Below are 17,088 nucleotides of genomic sequence, written 5' to 3' on the forward strand. Positions count from 1 at the left end.
TCAGCCAACGGGCGCACGGCCGGGCCGGGCAAGCGCCGCCTACCGCTGAGCGGAAATGCTCCGGCCGATCCCCCGCGCCGCCACCTGCAGCGCCGACACCAGCCGGGCCCGGTCGCGCTGGAAGCCGGCCACCACGATGCCGAGCGCGGCCACCACCTCGCCGTCCCGCCCCCGCACCGGCACCGCCACCGAGCAGGCCCCGAGGCTCATCTCCTCGCTGGTCGTGGCGTAGCCGTCGCTGTGCACCCGGCGGATCTGGTCGAGCAGCCGGCCGGGCTGGGTCACGGTGTACGGCGTCACCCGGGTCAGCTGGGCCAGCACACCGGTTCGCACGTCCTCCGGCGCGTACGCCAGCAGAACCTTGCCCACCCCGGTCGCGTGCAGCGGAAGCCGCGACCCCACCTGACTGACCACCGGCACCGACGCGTGCCCGGAGACGCGATCGACGTACAGCGCCTGGCTCCCGTCGCGCACCGCGAGGTGGACCGTGGCCAGCGTGGCGCCGTAGAGGTCGTGCAGGAACGGCGAGGCCGCCTGGCGCAGCCCGGTCTCCACCGGGGCGAGCAGCCCGAGGTCCCACATCCGGCGGCCGATCACGTACTCGCCGTCCGCCCGCCGGACCAGCGCCTCGCCCCGCACCAGCTCGCCGACCAGCCGGTGGGCGGTGGCCAGGGGCATGTGGGCGCGGCGGGCGAGGGCGGTCAGGCTGAGGCTGCGGTGCTCGTCGTCGTACGCGGCCAGCAGGTCCAGCACCCGCGACGTGACGCTGACCCGGGGGTGGGAGCTGTTGCCGGCCACCGCGCGCTCCTTTCGCTGGACGGAAGGCAAGTCTCGCTCATATCGGGCGTTCCTGCCTAGCGTCGCGGGTGTGACCGAGACGCAGGCCGAGATCACCGCGGAGATCCGGCGCATCGAGGCGGGCGACGCCGGCCGGGGGGTCGAGCAGCCCCGGCGCGACTACCCGCCGTACCGCAGCAGTCTCCTGCGCCACCCGACGAAGAGCATGGTCCACGCCGACCCGGAGACCATCGAGCTGTGGGCGCCGTGCTTCGGGCACCAGGACGTGGGCGCGGCCGAGGCCGACCTGACCATCCAGCACGCCGGCGAGCCGCTGGGCGAGCGGATGGTGGTCGCCGGCCGGATCACCGACGGCGACGGGCACCCGGTCGCCCACCAGCTGGTGGAGGTCTGGCAGGCCAACGCCGGCGGGCGGTACGCGCACCAGCGCGACCAGCACCCGGCGCCGCTCGACCCGAACTTCACCGGCGCCGGCCGCTGCCTGACCGACGCCGACGGCCGCTACCGGTTCCTGACCATCCGGCCGGGCCCGTACCCGTGGCGCAACCACACCAACGCCTGGCGGCCGGCGCACATCCACTTCTCGTTGTTCGGCCGGGACTTCACCCAGCGCCTGGTGACCCAGATGTACTTCCCCGGCGACCCGCTCTTCCCGCTGGACCCGATCATCCAGTCGGTCACCGACCCTGCCGCCCGTTCCCGGCTGATCGCGGAATACGACCACGACCTGACCCAGCCCGAGTACGCGACCGGCTACCGCTGGGACATCGTGCTGACCGGCTCGCACCGGACACCTCTGGAGGATGACGCGTGACGACGCCGGGCCAGACCGTCGGTCCCTTCTTCCACTACGCGCTCCCGTACGCCGGAGGCGGCGACCTGGTGCCGCCCGGCCGCGCCGGGGCGATCCGGCTGCACGGCCACGTCTACGACGGCGCCGGCGACGTGGTGCCCGACGCCCTCCTGGAGCTGTGGCAGCCCGGCCCCGACGGGCGCGTGCCCCGCGCGGGCGGCTCGCTGCGCCGGGACGGCTGGACGTTCACCGGGTTCGGCCGCGCCGGGACCGACGCGACCGGACACTACTCGTTCTCGACGCTGATGCCCGGGGCCACGTCACCGCGGCGGCTGCCGTTCTTCGCGGTCACGGTGTTCGCCCGCGGGCTGACCCACCGGCTGTTCACCCGGATCTACCCGCCCGTCGACGCGGCCGCGATCGCGAACGATCCGCTGCTCTCCGGGCTCGACCCGGCCCGGCGGGACACCCTGGTCGCCACGCCGGACGAACAGGGGCTGGTGTTCGACGTACGCCTGCAGGGCAACAATGAGACGGTGTTCCTCACCTTCCCCGGGCACCGGTGACGGGCCTGCTCTGGCCGGGCGCCTCCCGCTGCGACGGCCTGCTCACCGACTCGTCGTTGCTGTCGGCCATGGCCCGGGTCGAGACGGCCTGGCTTTCCGCGCTGGTCTCCGCCCATGTCGCACCGGCCTCGGCCGCGGTCGACCTCTCGACGGTGCTTTCGCCGGACGATGTCGCCGCGGTCGCCGCGGCCTCGGAATCCAGCGGCACCCCCGTCCTGCCCCTGCTCGACCTGCTCCGTTCGCGCCTCGACGGTCCGGCCGCGGAATGGCTGCACAAGGGCCTGACCAGCCAGGACACGCTCGACACGGCGCTCGTGCTGGAGTTGCGGGCGGCCTGTGACCGGATCCGCGCCGACCTCGCGGCCCAGGTGGCCGCCCTGGCCGGCCTGGCCGCCGCCCACCGCGACACACCCCGGGCCGGCCGCACACTGACCCAGCCGGCCGTACCCATCGTCTTCGGTCTGACCGTGGCGTCCTGGCTCGGCGGCGTGCTCGACGCGGCGCCCCTGCTCACCGCCGCGGCCCGCCTCCCCGTGGCGATCGGTGGGGCGGCCGGCAGCCTGGCCGCCGCCTCCGCGCTGTCCGACGACCTCGTGTCCCACGCCGCCGACCAGCTCGGCCTGCCACCCGCCCTGCCGTGGCCGACCCGGCGCGGCGCGATCACCCGCCTCGGCGACGCGCTGACCGGCTGCACCGACGCCTGGGCGCACATCGCCAACGACGTGCTGACCGCCGCCCGCCCCGAGATCGGCGAACTGACCGAGGGCTCCGGCGGCGCGTCCTCGACCATGCCGCAGAAGCAGAACCCCACCCTGTCCGTGCTCATCCGCCGCGCCGCCCTGGCCGCGCCCGGCCTCGCGGCCACGCTGCACACCGCGGCCGCCGAGCAGCGCGACGAACGGGCCGACGGCGCCTGGCACGTCGAGTGGGACACGGTCCGCACGCTGGCCCGCCGTACCGTGATCGCGGGCTCCCAGACCGCGTCGCTGCTGGCCGGCCTCCAGGTACACACGGACCGCATGGCCACCAACCTGGCCGCCGCCCGCCCCGGCATCGACGCCGAGCAGAACACGATCACCGGGGGTACGGACGGCCCGTACCGAGGCGCCACCGACGCGATCATCGACGCCGCCCTGCGCCGCGCCACCGTCTTCCGGGCCGCCTCGTGATTCCCGCGCTCACCGCCTTCCGGGCCGTCACGTGATTCCCGCGCTCACCGCCTTCCGGGCCGTCACGTGATTCCCGCGCTCACCGCGACGGTGCTCGCGGACGCGCCCGGCCGCCCGCTGCTGGTGGTCGGGCCGTCGATCGGCACCACGGTCGAGACGCTGTGGGGCCGCTGCGTGGCCCGGCTCGACGGCCGGTTCCACGTGATCGGCTGGGACCTGCCCGGCCACGGCCGCAGCCCGTCCCCCTCCGGCCCGTTCACCGTCGCCTCGCTCGCCGTGGCGGTGCTCGCCCTCACCGGCGGCGCCCCCTTCCGCTACGCCGGCGTCTCCATCGGCGGCGCCGTCGGCCTGGAACTCCTGCTACAGGCCCCGACCCAGGTCTCGGCGGCCGCCCTGCTCTGCACCGGCGCCCGCATCGGCACCCCTTCGTCCTGGCGCGAACGAGCCGGCCTGGTCCGCGCCTCCGGCACCGCCGTGATGATCGACGGCTCGGCCAAGCGCTGGTTCGCACCCGGCTTCCTGTCCCGCGAACCCGGCGTCGGCTCGGCCCTGCTGCACGCCCTGCGCGACACCGACCGCGAGGGGTACGCCCTGGCCTGCCTCGCCCTCGCCACCCACGACGTAGGTTCCCGCCTCGCATCGATCACCACCCCCGTCCTGGCCATCGCCGGCGCCGACGACGAACCGACCCCACCGTCGTCCCTGGCCGAGATCGCCTCCGGGGTCCGCTACGGCCGCCTCGCCGTCCTCGACGACACCGCACACCAGGCGCCCGCCGAGCGCCCCGCCGAGGTGGCGTCCCTGCTCCTGTCCCACCTGCTGCAGCCCGGCATGGCGGTCCGCCGGAGCGTCCTCGGCGACGCCCACGTCGATCGGGCATCCGCTTCGGTCACCCCGCTCACGGCCGGCTTCCAGGACCTGATCACCCGGTACGCCTGGGGCGAGATCTGGTCGCGCCCCGGCCTCGACCGGCGCAGCCGCTCCCTGATCACGCTGACGGCGCTGGTGGCCCTCGGGCACCAGGAGGAACTCGCCATGCACGTGCGAGCGGCTCGGACGAACGGGCTGACCGACGCCGAGATCGAGGAGGTGCTGTTGCAGACCGCGATCTATTGCGGGGTTCCGGCGGCGAACACGGCGTTCCGGATCGCCCAGCGGGTGCTTTCCGAATGGGACGAAGAAGCGAATCGCGCCACCGCCGAGGGCGTGACCAGCACCGGAACCCGACCGGGCTCCGCCGCCCCTGTGGACAACGCCGTGGAACCGTCAGACCCGCGCGCTACATTCTCGCCCACCCAGAGGGGTGGGGGCGGTGGCGGTGGCCGCGATCTTGGAAAAGACGATCTTGGAGAGCCTGCCTCATGAGCCGGACCCGGGTGTCGACCGCGGCCGAGGCGGTCGCCGATGTCAGCGACGGCGCCACCGTGCTGGTCGGCGGCTTCGGGATGGCCGGCATGCCGGTGGCGCTGATCGACGCGCTCATCGAGCAGGGCGCGAAGGACCTCACGATCGTCAGCAACAACGCCGGCAACGGTGACACGGGACTCGCGGCGCTGCTGGCGGCGGGCCGCGTACGCAAGGTGATCTGCTCCTTCCCCCGGCAGTCGGACTCCTGGGTCTTCGACGGCCTGTACCGGGCCGGGAAGATCGAGCTCGAGGTGGTGCCGCAGGGCAACCTGGCCGAGCGGATGCGGGCGGCCGGCGCGGGCATCGGCGCGTTCTACTCCCCCACCGGCGTCGGCACGCTGCTCGCCGAGGGCAAGGAGACCCGCACCATCGACGGCCGCGACTACCTGCTGGAGTGCCCGATCCACGGCGATGTCGCGCTGATCGGGGCACACACCGGCGACCGGGCCGGCAACCTGGTCTACCGGAAGACCGCCCGCAACTTCGGCCCGGTGATGGCGGCCGCCGCCACGACCACGATCGCGCAGGTCCGGAGCATCGTGGACGCGGGTGCGCTCGATCCGGAGGCGGTCGTGACGCCGGGCATCTATGTGGAACACCTGGTGGAGGTGGCGGCATGAGCCTGGACCGCGACGGCATGGCCCGGGTGATCGCGCGGGACATCCCGGATGGGGCGTACGTGAACCTGGGCATCGGCCAGCCCACCAGGGTGGCCGACCACCTGGACCTGACGAAGGTGGTGCTGCACACCGAGAACGGCATGCTCGGCATGGGCCCGCTCGCCACCGGCGACGACGTCGACCCCGACCTGACCAACGCGGGCAAGCAGCCGGTGACCGAGCTGCCGGGGGCGGCGTACTTCCACCACGCCGACTCGTTCGCGATGATGCGCGGCGGGCACCTGGACATCTGCATCATGGGCGCGTTCCAGGTGTCGGCCGGGGGCGACCTGGCCAACTGGCACACCGGCGCGCCGGACGCGATCCCGGCCGTCGGCGGCGCCATGGACCTGGCCACCGGCGCCCGGGACGTCTTCGTGATGATGACCCTGTTCGCCAAGGACGGCAGCGCCAAGCTGGTGCCCGAGTGCACGTACCCGCTGACCGGCCTGGCCTGTGTCAGCCGGGTCTACACCGACCTGGCGACCTTCCACCTGACCCCGGACGGCGTCGTGGTGACCGAAACCTTCGGCATCGAGTTCGACGAGCTGGCGAAGCGGCTGGACATCGAGATCACGCGACCACGGTGAGGTTGGCCCGCACCTCGGCGAGCACCCGGGAGCGGGCGGGCCCGATGTCCGGCACCGGGATGCCCAGGGCCCGGCTGATCTCCGCCTCGGACAGCGGCGGGTCGGCGGCCAGCATGGTCAGCAGGTCGCGGTCGGCCGGCACCAGCCGGTCGAGCGTCTCCCGCAACGCCTGATGCCGCGAGGCGGCCTCCAGGACGCCGTCCGGGTCGGGGCGCAGACGCCGCACGTGCGCGCACTCCTCCCGCGTGACCGCGGCCAGCCAGGCCGGCAGCGCGCCGGCGTCGATCCGGTCGAGCCGCTCGACCAGGCGCAGCCACACCAGCCGGCTGACCGCCTCCTCGTCCTCCGGCGACAGACCGTGGCTGCGGACCACGAACAGCACCAGCCCGGCGTACCGGCGCACCAGCTCGTCCCAGGCCGAAGCCGTCAGTTCAAGGCCTTGACGTTGCATGCGTGCCCCCCACACAGCGGATGGATCTACGGGACAAGGGTGATCGATGGCGCCGGGTTTGACGACCAGCTTGCCCCACATGTGCAAGTACGCCGCCGTTCGCGCAGGTCAGCGATTTGTTCGCGGCTCTTTCTCGAACAATTCGAGCCGCCGGACGATGGCCGCGGAGGTGTTCTCGTACGCGGCGTCGACCGCGTCGGCGGCCCAGGAGCGCGGGAACTCACCCCCGGCGTACGGGCTCGGCGGCCGTCGCGGGCCGAGGCGATCCCGCCGAGATGCGGCGACTGCCGGCGGATGTCGATACGTCACGGTGGGATGCTACGGACGGGCCGGGGACGGCACGACCGGGTCAACCGCCGCGCGAGTGGGGCCGACGACCGCCGCGCAGGCCATGCCGAGGGCGGCGACCAGCGCGAACACGTAGAAGCCCCACGGGTAGCCACTGTCCGCGGTGAGCAGCGCGCCGATGATGATCGGGCCGACGATGGCGCCGATCCGGCCCACGCCGGCCGTCCAGCCCAGGCCGGTCGCCCGGTTGCCGGCGTCGTAGACCAGGCCGACGTAGGCGTACACCAGCGCCTGGGCGCTGAAGACGAACGCCCCGGTGACGAACACCGCGGCATAGAGCGGCGCCGCCGGCATCTTGATGCTGAGCAGGGCCAGGAAGACCGCGGCGAGGCCGAACCAGCCGAGCGTCGCCGGGCGCACACCGGCCCGGTCGGCCACCCGGCCCGCGACCAGCAGCCCGCCGATCGCGCCCAGGTTGAGCGTCAGGAGCAGGCCGAGGCCCTGTTCGAGGGGGTAGCCGGCGACGATCATCAGGTTGGGCAGCCAGGTGTTCAGGCCGTACACCAGGATCAGCCCGAAGAACGACGTGAGCCAGAAGGCGACCGTGGGCCGGGCCATGCCACCGGCGAAGAGCGAGCCGACCGGGTTCTTGACCGGCGCCTTGAACTCCCGTGACTCCGGGAGGTAGCGCCACATCAGGGGCGCCGCGATCAGCCCGGGGAGGCCACCGATGACGAACATCCACGGCCACCCGTGCCCGCCCCGGCCCATCACCAGCAGCCCGAGCACCGCGGTGAGGATCGCGCCCACGTGGTAGCCGGTCATCACCCTGGTGGTCGCCCCGGCCGCCCGGCCCGGCCGGGAGAACTCGGTGGCCAGCGTGATCGCGGTGGGCAGACAGCCGCCCAGCCCCAGGCCGGCCAGGAACCGGAACGTGCCGAGCATCCCGATCGACGTCGCGGCCGCGCAGGCCAGCATGAACACCGAGAACATCGTCACCGAGAAGATCAGCACCCGGCGGCGTCCGAAGTAGTCGGTCAGGGTGCCGATGGCCAGCGCCCCGATGGCCATCCCGGCCAGGCCCGCGGTGGCGATCGCGGTGGCCCCGGCCGGGGTCAGACCCCAGACCTTGTCGCGCAGCAGCACCGGGATGACCGTGCCGAGCACGACCAGGTCGTACCCGTCCAGGAGCACAGCGGTCCAGCACAGCACGGCGGCCAGCCGGCGGTCACTCGGAGCGGTCATCGACCCAGGCTAGGAAGCCACCCGGGTCGAGGGACATCGATGACTTCCGCTGACCGGAACAGAGAGGACCGGGACGCGGGGCCGTCAGTCTCCGGTCAGATCCCGGCGGATGGCGATCACCGCGCCCAGCAGGGCGGCGCCCGTCCAGGCGGCGAAGACCCAGAGCAGATGGGTGTCGCCGGCGGCGGCGCGCAGGAACGCGGAGAACGGCAGCGGGCTCTCCAGGCGGCCGAACAGGCCCTCGACGAAGATGACCCAGCCGGCCGCCGCCCCCAGCAGCCACAGCGGGCGGCGGAGCACGGACGCGGTGGCGACGCCGAACACCGCCACGAGCGGCACCGCGGCCAGGGTGGCCCGGTACTCGGCCAGGTCACCCCAGTTGATCACGCCGAGGCCGCTGACCACCGCGATGACCGTAGCCACGGCCGCGGCGCTCAGGCACTGGGCGGCCAGCACCAGCAGGCGGCGGGGGCGGCCCAGGAACAGCAGCAGCGCGGTCCGGTGCTGGTAGTGCTGGGCGGTCAGCATCACGGCCAGCCCGAACGAGCCCAGGCCGGCGAACAGCGACCAGAACGCGGTGTCGAAGATGCCGAAGGTCAGGCCGAGCGCGACCGTCACGCCGATCGACACCCAGCCCGAGCGCAGGGCGAACGTGCGGTACAGCTCGCTGCGCAGCAGGCCGATCATCGGGCGCCGGCCAGGCTCAGGAAGATCTGCTCCAGGTTGGGGCGCTCGGACACCAGCTCGTACAGCGGCACCCGGGCCCGCAGGGCGATCTCGCCGGCGTCCTCGGCGGTCAGGCCCTCGACCAGCAGCGCCCGGCCGTCGGTCTCGACGAAGGCGCCGGCTTGCGCGTACGCCTGCCGGAGCAGTTGGTGATCGCCGCCGCGTACCCGGATCCTCTGGGTCTGCGCGTCTTCCAGCTCCCGCAGCGAGGTCTGCAGCCGCACCCGGCCCGCGGCGATGATCACCACGTCGTCGACCAGCTGTTCGAGCTCGGCCAGCAGGTGGCTGGAGATCAGCACGGTGCCGCCGCGGCCGGCGTGCTCGCGAAGCAGGTCGCGCAGCCAGGCCATGCCGGAGGGGTCCAGGCCGTTGGCCGGCTCGTCGAGGACGAGTACGGGCGGCTCGCCGAGCAGCGCCGTGGCCACCGCGAGGCGCTGCCGCATGCCCAGCGAGTAGTCCCCCGTCCGGGTGGTGGCGGCGCCGGCCAGCCCGACGTACTCCAGCAGGTCGTCGACCCGCCGCCGGCTCGCGCCGCACAGCAACGCCTGCGTGGTCAGATGGCCGCGCCCGGTCAGACCCGGGTGGCTGATTCCCTGCTCGAGGACCGCGCCGATCTCCCGCTGCGGCCGCCGGAGCTTCAGGTAGTGGCGGCCGTTGATGAGCGCGGCGCCGCTGTCGGCCCGGGCCAGCGCCAGCAGGATGCGCATCGTGGTCGTCTTGCCCGAGCCGTTCAGCCCGAGGAATCCGGTGACCCGGCCGGGCGCGGCGCCGAACGTGACGTCCTCGATCGCCGCGACGCGCCGGTACCGCTTGGTCAGCTCCCGGATCTCGATCATGGGTGGGTATTAAACACGGATTCCGAGGTGCGGACGGTACGGTTCCGGCGTGCGCACCAAGCAGCAGCTGACCGAGGACATCCGGCAACACCGGCGCGCGGCCCTCGTGGTCAACGCGCGGTCGAGGCGCGGGCGGCGGCTCTACGAGGCGGTACGCACGCGCCTGCTCGCCGCCGGGGTCACCCTGCTCGCCGACCTGCCGGTCGAGGGCGACCTCGAACAGGCGCTCGACCAGGCCCTGGCCGGCGGCGCCGACCTGATCATCGCGGGCGGCGGCGACGGCACGATCAGCACGGCCGGCCGCATGCTCGCCCACCAGGACATGGCCCTGGGCCTGCTGCCGTTGGGGACGACAAACAATTTCGCGCGTACGGCCAGAGTGCCGCTCGCCCTCGACCAGGCGGTCGCCACCCTGGTCGGCGGCAAGGTGGTCGACGTCGACCTGGGCCTGGCCGACGGTGTGCCCTTCACCAACCACGTCGGCGTGGGCCTGTCCGCCGACGTCATGCTCAAGTCGCCGCACCTGCTCAAACGGGTCTCCGGCCGGCTCGCGTACCCGCTGACCGCCCTTGGTCTTCTCACCCGGCACCGCCCGATGAAGGTGGTGGTGCGCGCCGACGGCCGCGAGCACTCCTTCCACACCCACCAGCTGTACGTGGCCAACGGCGGCTTCCACGCCGGCCGCCCGATCACCGCCGACGCCGACGCCGACGACCGCCTCCTGGTGGCCTACGCGGTGGGCGGCCCCGGCAAGGCCGGCCTGCTCCGTGAAACCGCCCGCAACGCGGCCACCGGCCACCGCCGCTCCCAGCACCACGACCCGTTCCTGGCCGTCGGCGAACTCACCCTGGAGACCGACCGCCCGGCCCGCGTCGAGGTCGACGGCGAACTACGAGGCCAGACCCCGCTGCGCATCGGCCTCGACCCCAACGCCTTGCGCATCATGGCCCCGGAGGACACCCCGGACCGCTAGCCGCGCGGCGCGGTCTCAGGGGCGGCTCAGGGTGTTCCCCCGATCTGTCTGAGCCACAGTGGACGGCAAGCTCGGCGCATGCGATTCATCCCTGTTTCTCTGCTCGTGGCCGCTCTGGTCGTGGTCACACCCGGCGCGGCGACGGCCGCCCCGGTCTCTCCTCCGCTGAATACCGCCGCGCTGGAGGCGGCTCTCGACGACCTGCCCGACGATGAGGCCAGCGCCGCTCTGATCCAGGTCCGCGGGTCGTCCGGGGAGTGGTCGGGCACGGCCGGGCGGATCTCCGTAGAGTCGGAACGCCCGCCCAGCATCGACAGCCGGTTCCGGATCGGGTCGATGACCAAGACGTTCACGGCGGCCGTGGTGCTTCAGCTGGCGGCGGAGGGCCGGCTGCGACTCGACGGCACCGTCCAGCAGTACCTGCCCGGACTGCTGCCCAGCTCCTATCGGCCGATCACGGTCCGGCACCTGCTCACGTTCACCAGCGGGCTGAACGGCCAGGAACTGCCGCACAAGACGCCCGAATGGTTCTTCGAGCACCGGTACGACCACTGGGCCCCGGGCAGCCAGCTCGACCTGACCAAGCCCCTGGCGTTCAAGCCGGGCTGCCGCCAGCGCTACGGCAACATCGACTACATCGTGGCCGGGCTGGTGATCGAGAAGGTGACCGGCCACCGCTGGGCCGACGAGGTGACCCGCCGGATCATCCGCCCGCTGGGCCTGACCGGCACAAGCGTTCCCGGCGACGACATCCGCATCCCGGAACCGCACGTACACGGTTACGAGGCGACGGCCGAGGGATGGCGCGACGTCACCCTGGCCAACCCGTCGCTGCAGTGGTCCGCCGCCTCGATGATCTCGACCGCCGACGACCTCGACCGCTTCCTGGTCGCCCTGTTCACCGGCCGGCTGGTCCCGGAGCCGCAGCTCGCCGAGATGTTCACCGTCCCCGCGGTGACCGACTTCAGCACCGGGAAGCCGGCCGTGTACTCCGCCGGCCTGACCCGCCTCGACCTGGGCGGTCAGGTGCTGTGGGGGAAGAGCGGCGACCGCCCCGGCTACAACAACGGCATCGGCGCCACCCGTGACCTGTCCCGGCGCCTGGCCTACTCGGTCAACACGCTGCGCATGGGCGGCGACCAGCCGGCCCGCGCCGAGCGCATCATCATGGCCGCCCTGAGCTAGCCGGACATCGCCTTGTAGCTCCCGTCCCGGGCGACGGTCACCGGATCAGGTCGGTGGCCGTTGCCTGGTCGGTGATCAGGACGCTGAGCCAGCCGCCCTGCAGGGCGGCCCGGATGGCGTTCCACTTGCGTTCGCCGCCGGCCACGCCGACCCGGCGGGGGACGGCCCGCAGCAGGTCGGCGGTGATGCCGAGGACGCGGTCGTCCAGTTCGGACGGCAGGTGACGGCCGGCGGCGTCGAAGAAGCGCATGCACACGTCGCCGATGGCGCCCTGGTCGCGGAGGCGGTGTTCCTCCTCGGCGGCGATGGCGTTGCCCGACTCGCGGAGCAGGGTGGACGGTTCCAGGCTGCCCACGCCGACCAGGGCCACGGTCAGGTCCTCGCAGGCTTTCAGGACCTCGGCGATGGCCGGCTCGCGGACCAGGGCCTCGCGCATCGACGGTGTCGCCACCAGGCCGGGGGCGACCAGGTAGACCGCCTCGGCGCGGGTGTTGCGGGCCAGGCCGCCGGTCAGCCTGGTCGCCTGGCTCTGGGCCGCGCTGGTGCCGACGCCGCCGAGGATCTGGACGACCCGCTCGGCGGCCAGGCTGGGGGCCGGGTGCATGGCCTCGACGGTGGCCAGCAGGGTGGCGCTCCACGAGGAGATGCCGATGCGGTCGTCGCGGGAGATGGTGGTCTCCAGGTAGACGGCGGCGGCCGCGGCGATGGCCCGGGTGACCGCCCGCTCCTCGGCCAGGCCGTCGGTGTCGGCCACCACGACCTCGCTCAGGCCGTACTTCTGCTCGACCGCCTCTTCCAGCTCGGCGTGCACGCCACGCGGGGTGATCACCGCGGTGCGCACGATGCCCGCCGCGACTGCCTGCTTGAGCAGCCGGGACACCCGAGGCTGGGAGATGTGCAGGTGCTCGGCGATCTGCGGCTGGCGCAGGCCGCGCTCGTGGTACATCCGGGCGACCTTGGTGAGGAGGCGGACGTGCTCGGCCGCGACCCCGAGGTGCGGGTCGACCTGTGGGCTCACTGAATGCCTCCTGTTCCGTCGCCGAAGCGTAGCGAAACCCTGCGAAAACCCGGCCGGGACCAGCCCGTTGACAGACCGGACACCTCCAGTTCACAGTAGGAGCATGTCCAATCGCCAGTGAATGGATATTCACATGAAGATTCGCCTGGCCCTCGCCGGCCTCCTCCTGATGGGGTCGCTCACCGCCTGCTCCCGGGTCCCCGGGGTGTACGCCTACGAGAAGGACGGGACGGTGCGAGCCGGCGCCGCGGCGCCCTTCGACCCCAGGACGTACGTGGACGGCATCTGGGCGAGCAAGGTCCTGCCGACCGTCCAGCAGAACGCGGTGGACGTGACCACGGTCGCGGCCGCGATCGAGAAGGACCCGGCGGCGGCCGGCCGGCAGTACGGCAAGCGGACCGGCACCGGCAGCCCGTTCGCGTACCTGGTCAAGGGCACCGGCACGGTCACCGAGGTCGACACCGACGCGCCGACCGGGCCGCTGACCGTCGAGATCCCGGGCGCGAAACCGCTGAAGATCTCGATCGCCACCGGGCCGGTGATCGCGGGCACGGCGATCCGGGACGGCGTGGGCTTCATCAAGTTCGGCGACTTCACCAACCAGATCGACTACCAGAACGTCGCCAACCAGCTCAACAACCGGGTCAAGACCGACGTGATCGCCAAGGTCCCGGTCAAGGACCTGAAGGGCAAGAAGGTCACCTTCGCCGGGGCGTTCTCCGCGCTCGCGCCGGGCTCGATCCTGGTCGTGCCGACCGATTTGACGGCGTCATGAACGAGGTCGTGCAGGCGAAGAACGTCAGCAAGAGCTACGGCGGCGTCCGAGCTCTCAAGGACGTCACGTTCACCGCCTACCGCGGCAAGGTCAACGTGCTGGTCGGCGAGAACGGCGCCGGCAAGTCGACGCTGATGAAGATCCTCTCCGGCTCGGAACAGCCGACCAGCGGCGAGATCCTGCTCGAGGGCGAGCCGGTCACGCTGAGCACGCCGCGAGACGCACAACAGCGAGGCATCGGGATCATCCACCAGGAACTGAGCCTGTTCCCGAACATGACCGTCGCCCAGAACATGTTCGCCGGCCGGGAACCGCGGCGGAAGGGCCGCTTCGTCGACGACCGGGAACAGCGCCGCCGTACCCGCGAGGTCCTGAACCGGCTGGGTCAGGACCTCGATCCGGACACCCTGGTCGGTGACCTGCCGATCGGCCAGCAGCAGCTGGTCGAGATCGGCCGGGTGCTGCTCGAGGACGTTCGCGTGCTGATCATGGACGAGCCCACCTCGGCGCTCTCCAACCACGAGGTGGACGTGCTGTTCCGGGTGATGGGCGACCTCCGCGCGGAGGACGTCACGGTCATCTACATCTCGCACAAGCTGGACGAGTTCCGGCGGATCGGCGACTTCGTGACCGTCTTCCGCGACGGCGGCCTGGTCGCGCACGAGCCGATGAGCGAGACCGACACCGCGTGGATCGTGCGGCAGATGGTCGGCCGGGACCCCGACTCGCTGTACGTGCGGAACACCTCGGCGACCGGCGACGTGCTGCTCGACGTGCGGGGGCTGACCGTGCTCGGCCCGACCCGCCCGCTGGTCGACGACGTCTCGCTGAGTGTCCGCGCCGGCGAGGTGGTCGGCGTGTACGGCCTGATGGGCGCCGGCCGCACCGAGCTGGTCGAGTGCCTGATGGGCATGCGCCCGGCCGACGCCGGCCAGGTGTCGGTCCGCGGCCGGGTCGAGACCCGGGCCACCGTGCAGGCGCGGATGGACGCCGGCCTGGCCCTGGTGCCCGAGGACCGGCAGCGCGACGGCCTGGTGCCGACCATGTCCGTACGCGACAACATCCTGCTCGCCACGATCGGCGACCTCACCCGGGGCGGCCTGCTGCGGGGCGGCCGGGAGCAGTCCACCGCCGCGGCCAAGGTCGCCGAGCTGGCCATCAAGATCCCCGGCCTGGCCGCGCTGGTCACCTCGCTCAGCGGCGGCAACCAGCAGAAGGTGGTGCTGGCCCGGGCGCTGCTCACCGAGCCGGCCGTGCTGCTGCTGGACGAGCCGACCCGCGGCATCGACGTCGGCGCCAAGGCCCAGATCGCGAAGCTGATGGCCGAGCTGGCCGCCCAGGGCTACGGCGTGCTGTTCATCTCGTCCGAGCTCGCGGAGGTGATCGCCATGGCCGATCGGGTGCTGGTGATGGCCCGGGGCCGCCTGACCGCCGAGTTCACCGCGGCCGATGTCACCGAAGAGGCGCTGGTCAGCGCTTCCGCGAGCGAAAAGGTCCTGGAATGACTGACACCGAAGTCCGCACCCCCGCCCCGGCGTCGGCGCCACCGGCAAAAGGGAACGTCGCGCTGGCCAAGGCGGCTCTGTGGCTGCTTCGCGGGCGTACCCTCATCGTTCTTGTCGTTCTGGTCGTGATCTTCAGCGCGATCTCGTCGGAGTACCTGACGCAGAGCAACCTGATCCTGATGACCAAGCACGTGGCCATCAACGCGATCCTCGCCATCGGCGTCACGTTCGTCATCCTGACCGGCGGCATCGACCTGTCGGTGGGCTCGATCGCCGGCCTGTCCAGCATGATCGTCGGCGGGCTGCTGTTCAGCGGCCTGGACGTCGGCACCGGGCACATCTTCTTCTCGGTGGCCGTGGTGATCGTCATCGGGATCGTCGTCGGGGCGCTGGTCGGCGGGCTGAACGGTCTGCTGGTCACCCGGTTCAAGGTGGCGCCGTTCATCGCCACGCTGGGCATCCTCTACGTGGCCCGGGGCGCGGCCCAGCTGCTCAGCGACGGCGGCACCTTCCCGGACCTGTCCGGCACGCCGGAACGCGGCAACGAGGGCTTCCGCTTCATCGGCGTGGACAGCCTGCTCGGCATCCCGGTCGCCGTCTGGATCATGGTCCTGGTCGCCGCCGCGGCGATCGTCGTGACCACCCGCACCCCGTTCGGCCGGCGGATCTTCGCGGTCGGCGGCAACGAGCGCGCGGCGGTGCTGTCCGGGATCCGGGTCAACCGGGTCAAGATCGCGGTGTACGTGATCTCGGGCGCCTGCGCCGCGCTGGCCGGCCTGCTGCTCACCTCCGAGCTGGGCGCGGCGTACCCGGACACCGCCACGACGTACGAGCTGAACGCGATCGCGGCGGCGGTCCTCGGTGGCACCGCCCTCGCCGGCGGCCGCGGCACGATCATCGGCACCGTGATGGGCGCCTTCGTGATCGGCTTCCTCTCCGACGGCCTGGTCCTGGTCGGCGTCTCCACGTTCTGGCAGTCCGTGGTCAAGGGCGCCGTGATCATCTTCGCCGTCGTCACCGAGCAGGCGCAGCAACGCCTCCAGTCGAGCCTCAACAAACGAACCGCTTAGAAGGGCGTACCCCCATGAAGGTCTTTCGTAAGACAGCGCTGGCCGCCTCGGCCGCGACGCTCCTGCTCCTGACCGCCGCCTGTGGTGGCGGCGACGACTCCGGCAGCACGTCCGGTGGCGGGAGCGCCGCGCCGGCCGCGTCCAAGCTCATCGTGATCATCACGCCCTCGCCGGACAACGTGTTCTTCAAGGCGGAGCAGGTCGCGGCGGACGCGCAGGCCAAGAAGCTCGGGTACGAGACGCTGGTGCTCAGCCACGACGACGACCCGACCAAGCAGAGCCAGCAGTTCGACACCGCGATCTCCCGCAAGGCGGCGGCGATCATCCTGGACAACGCCGGCGCCGACGCCTCCGAGGCGGCCATCCAGCGAGCCAAGGACGCCAAGATCCCGACCTTCCTGGTCGACCGGGAGATCAACAAGACCGGCGTCGCGGTGGCGCAGATCGTCTCCAACAACGCGCAGGGCGCCGGCCTCGGCGGCCAGGAGTTCGCCAAGCTGATGGGCAACAAGGGCGAGTACGCCGAGCTCACCGGCAAGGCCACCGACACCAACGCGGGCGTCCGCTCGCAGGGCTACCACGGCATCCTCGACCAGTTCCCGGACATGAAGATGGTGGCGCAGGAGAGCGCCAACTGGGACCAGGCCGAGGCGCTGCAGAAGACCCAGACGATCCTGCAGGCGCACCCGAACATCAAGGGCATCATCGCCGGCAACGACACCATGGCGCTCGGCGCGTACGCCGCGGTGCAGGCCTCGAAGAACAAGAAGATCATCGTCACCGGCTTCGACGGCAGCCCCGACGTGGTCGGCTCGATCCTCAAGGGCGGCATCAAGGCCACCGTGCTCCAGCCGGCCAGCCAGATCTCGCAGATGGCCGTCGACCAGGCCGACGCCTACCTCAAGGCCGGCGGGAAGACCGACCAGGCCGAGAAGCAGTCGATCGACTGCGTGCTGGTCAACGCCGACAACGCCAAGCAGGTCACGGACTTCGCGGTCAGCGGCTGACGTTGCCGCGGCTCGCCCCTCTCGTCC

Annotated in this window: 18 protein-coding genes and 2 pseudogenes; 13 read left to right on the forward strand and 7 right to left on the reverse strand. The window is 72.2% G+C overall.

Annotation, left to right across the window (positions count from 1 at the left end; genetic code table 11):
- Nucleotides 1–39: 39 nt before the first annotated feature.
- On the reverse strand, nucleotides 40–798 hold the full coding sequence (locus AB0O15_RS22295; RefSeq protein WP_364321522.1) for an IclR family transcriptional regulator: 759 nt from the start codon (nucleotides 796–798) through the stop codon (nucleotides 40–42).
- A 70-nt stretch (nucleotides 799–868) separates the two neighbouring features.
- On the opposite strand from AB0O15_RS22295, the gene pcaH reads away from it, so the two are divergent.
- The 7 genes and pseudogenes from pcaH (at nucleotide 869) to AB0O15_RS22330 (ending at nucleotide 5,982) form a co-directional block, all read left to right on the forward strand.
- Complete coding sequence (gene pcaH, locus AB0O15_RS22300; RefSeq protein WP_364321525.1) at nucleotides 869–1,612, forward strand: protocatechuate 3,4-dioxygenase subunit beta; 744 nt, start codon at nucleotides 869–871, stop codon at nucleotides 1,610–1,612.
- Nucleotides 1,609–2,157: a protocatechuate 3,4-dioxygenase subunit alpha gene (gene pcaG / locus AB0O15_RS22305; protein ID WP_364321528.1), complete on the forward strand. Its 549-nt coding sequence runs from the start codon at nucleotides 1,609–1,611 to the stop codon at nucleotides 2,155–2,157. The genes pcaH and pcaG overlap by 4 nt, the downstream gene beginning before the upstream one ends.
- Nucleotides 2,154–3,326 (forward strand): lyase family protein, encoded by a 1,173-nt coding sequence (locus tag AB0O15_RS22310; protein WP_364321531.1) that lies wholly within the window; start codon nucleotides 2,154–2,156, stop codon nucleotides 3,324–3,326. The genes pcaG and AB0O15_RS22310 overlap by 4 nt, the downstream gene beginning before the upstream one ends.
- A 123-nt stretch (nucleotides 3,327–3,449) precedes the next feature.
- Nucleotides 3,450–4,115: pseudogene (locus AB0O15_RS22315) on the forward strand (alpha/beta fold hydrolase); the annotation flags it as partial.
- A 42-nt stretch (nucleotides 4,116–4,157) separates the two neighbouring features.
- Nucleotides 4,158–4,487 (forward strand): annotated as a pseudogene (gene pcaC, locus AB0O15_RS22320) (4-carboxymuconolactone decarboxylase); the annotation flags it as partial.
- A gap of 200 nt (nucleotides 4,488–4,687) precedes the next feature.
- The gene (locus AB0O15_RS22325) at nucleotides 4,688–5,353 is read left to right on the forward strand and encodes a 3-oxoacid CoA-transferase subunit A (RefSeq protein WP_364321534.1); all 666 of its coding nucleotides are present in this window, start codon (nucleotides 4,688–4,690) and stop codon (nucleotides 5,351–5,353) included.
- The gene (locus AB0O15_RS22330; protein WP_364321537.1) at nucleotides 5,350–5,982 is read left to right on the forward strand and encodes a 3-oxoacid CoA-transferase subunit B; all 633 of its coding nucleotides are present in this window, start codon (nucleotides 5,350–5,352) and stop codon (nucleotides 5,980–5,982) included. Before AB0O15_RS22325 ends, AB0O15_RS22330 begins: the two co-directional genes overlap by 4 nt.
- Here the strand turns inward: AB0O15_RS22330 and AB0O15_RS22335 are convergent.
- The 5 genes from AB0O15_RS22335 to AB0O15_RS22355 all read right to left on the reverse strand — a co-directional run bounded on the left by AB0O15_RS22335 (nucleotide 5,966) and on the right by AB0O15_RS22355 (nucleotide 9,528).
- Nucleotides 5,966–6,433 (reverse strand): sigma-70 family RNA polymerase sigma factor, encoded by a 468-nt coding sequence (locus AB0O15_RS22335; protein WP_364321540.1) that lies wholly within the window; start codon nucleotides 6,431–6,433, stop codon nucleotides 5,966–5,968. The genes AB0O15_RS22330 and AB0O15_RS22335 overlap by 17 nt on opposite strands.
- Before the next feature lie 108 nt (nucleotides 6,434–6,541).
- On the reverse strand, nucleotides 6,542–6,742 hold the full coding sequence (locus AB0O15_RS22340; protein ID WP_364321543.1) for a hypothetical protein: 201 nt from the start codon (nucleotides 6,740–6,742) through the stop codon (nucleotides 6,542–6,544).
- A gap of 9 nt (nucleotides 6,743–6,751) precedes the next feature.
- Nucleotides 6,752–7,966, reverse strand: a complete 1,215-nt coding sequence (locus AB0O15_RS22345) for an aromatic acid/H+ symport family MFS transporter (RefSeq protein ID WP_364321546.1) — start codon at nucleotides 7,964–7,966, stop codon at nucleotides 6,752–6,754.
- 84 nt (nucleotides 7,967–8,050) lie between these two features.
- On the reverse strand, nucleotides 8,051–8,653 hold the full coding sequence (locus AB0O15_RS22350) for a hypothetical protein (protein WP_364321549.1): 603 nt from the start codon (nucleotides 8,651–8,653) through the stop codon (nucleotides 8,051–8,053).
- Nucleotides 8,650–9,528, reverse strand: a complete 879-nt coding sequence (locus AB0O15_RS22355) for an ATP-binding cassette domain-containing protein (RefSeq protein ID WP_364321552.1) — start codon at nucleotides 9,526–9,528, stop codon at nucleotides 8,650–8,652. The genes AB0O15_RS22350 and AB0O15_RS22355 overlap by 4 nt, the downstream gene beginning before the upstream one ends.
- A 49-nt stretch (nucleotides 9,529–9,577) precedes the next feature.
- On the opposite strand from AB0O15_RS22355, the gene AB0O15_RS22360 reads away from it, so the two are divergent.
- Entirely contained in the window at nucleotides 9,578–10,501 is a 924-nt protein-coding gene (locus AB0O15_RS22360) for a diacylglycerol kinase family protein (protein ID WP_364321555.1), read from the forward strand.
- 78 nt (nucleotides 10,502–10,579) lie between these two features.
- Entirely contained in the window at nucleotides 10,580–11,686 is a 1,107-nt protein-coding gene (locus tag AB0O15_RS22365) for a serine hydrolase domain-containing protein (RefSeq protein ID WP_364321558.1), read from the forward strand.
- A 37-nt stretch (nucleotides 11,687–11,723) separates the two neighbouring features.
- Here AB0O15_RS22365 and AB0O15_RS22370 read toward each other — a convergent pair whose 3' ends face one another.
- Complete coding sequence (locus tag AB0O15_RS22370; RefSeq protein WP_364321561.1) at nucleotides 11,724–12,704, reverse strand: sugar-binding transcriptional regulator; 981 nt, start codon at nucleotides 12,702–12,704, stop codon at nucleotides 11,724–11,726.
- Between the two features lie 133 nt (nucleotides 12,705–12,837).
- On the opposite strand from AB0O15_RS22370, the gene AB0O15_RS22375 reads away from it, so the two are divergent.
- Genes AB0O15_RS22375 through AB0O15_RS22390 form a run of 4 tightly spaced genes read left to right on the forward strand, consistent with a single transcriptional unit; the run spans nucleotide 12,838 to nucleotide 17,061 of the window.
- Complete coding sequence (locus AB0O15_RS22375) at nucleotides 12,838–13,479, forward strand: DUF2291 domain-containing protein (protein WP_364321564.1); 642 nt, start codon at nucleotides 12,838–12,840, stop codon at nucleotides 13,477–13,479.
- Nucleotides 13,476–14,984 (forward strand): sugar ABC transporter ATP-binding protein, encoded by a 1,509-nt coding sequence (locus AB0O15_RS22380; RefSeq protein WP_364321567.1) that lies wholly within the window; start codon nucleotides 13,476–13,478, stop codon nucleotides 14,982–14,984. Before AB0O15_RS22375 ends, AB0O15_RS22380 begins: the two co-directional genes overlap by 4 nt.
- Nucleotides 14,981–16,054 carry an ABC transporter permease gene (locus tag AB0O15_RS22385; RefSeq protein WP_364321570.1) on the forward strand — a complete coding sequence of 358 codons (1,074 nt, stop codon included), beginning with the start codon at nucleotides 14,981–14,983 and terminating at the stop codon, nucleotides 16,052–16,054. Before AB0O15_RS22380 ends, AB0O15_RS22385 begins: the two co-directional genes overlap by 4 nt.
- A gap of 14 nt (nucleotides 16,055–16,068) precedes the next feature.
- A complete protein-coding gene (locus tag AB0O15_RS22390) occupies nucleotides 16,069–17,061 on the forward strand; it encodes a D-ribose ABC transporter substrate-binding protein (RefSeq protein ID WP_364321571.1) in 993 nt (330 codons plus the stop codon).
- Nucleotides 17,062–17,088 lie beyond the last annotated feature (27 nt).

The organism is Actinoplanes sp. NPDC089786 (assembly GCF_040684855.1).
Lineage (GTDB): Bacteria > Actinomycetota > Actinomycetes > Mycobacteriales > Micromonosporaceae > Actinoplanes.

Bases quoted from the DNA above. Each gene is read 5' to 3' on its own strand.
- AB0O15_RS22385 (WP_364321570.1), top strand. From the start codon at position 14,981: ATGACTGACACCGAAGTCCGCACCCCCGCCCCGGCGTCGGCGCCACCG.
- AB0O15_RS22325 (WP_364321534.1), top strand. From the start codon at position 4,688: ATGAGCCGGACCCGGGTGTCGACCGCGGCCGAGGCGGTCGCCGATGTC.
- AB0O15_RS22345 (WP_364321546.1), bottom strand. From the start codon at position 7,966: ATGACCGCTCCGAGTGACCGCCGGCTGGCCGCCGTGCTGTGCTGGACC.
- AB0O15_RS22350 (WP_364321549.1), bottom strand. From the start codon at position 8,653: ATGATCGGCCTGCTGCGCAGCGAGCTGTACCGCACGTTCGCCCTGCGC.
- AB0O15_RS22330 (WP_364321537.1), top strand. From the start codon at position 5,350: ATGAGCCTGGACCGCGACGGCATGGCCCGGGTGATCGCGCGGGACATC.
- AB0O15_RS22365 (WP_364321558.1), top strand. From the start codon at position 10,580: ATGCGATTCATCCCTGTTTCTCTGCTCGTGGCCGCTCTGGTCGTGGTC.
- AB0O15_RS22380 (WP_364321567.1), top strand. From the start codon at position 13,476: ATGAACGAGGTCGTGCAGGCGAAGAACGTCAGCAAGAGCTACGGCGGC.
- AB0O15_RS22375 (WP_364321564.1), top strand. From the start codon at position 12,838: ATGAAGATTCGCCTGGCCCTCGCCGGCCTCCTCCTGATGGGGTCGCTC.
- AB0O15_RS22390 (WP_364321571.1), top strand. From the start codon at position 16,069: ATGAAGGTCTTTCGTAAGACAGCGCTGGCCGCCTCGGCCGCGACGCTC.
- AB0O15_RS22335 (WP_364321540.1), bottom strand. From the start codon at position 6,433: ATGCAACGTCAAGGCCTTGAACTGACGGCTTCGGCCTGGGACGAGCTG.
- AB0O15_RS22355 (WP_364321552.1), bottom strand. From the start codon at position 9,528: ATGATCGAGATCCGGGAGCTGACCAAGCGGTACCGGCGCGTCGCGGCG.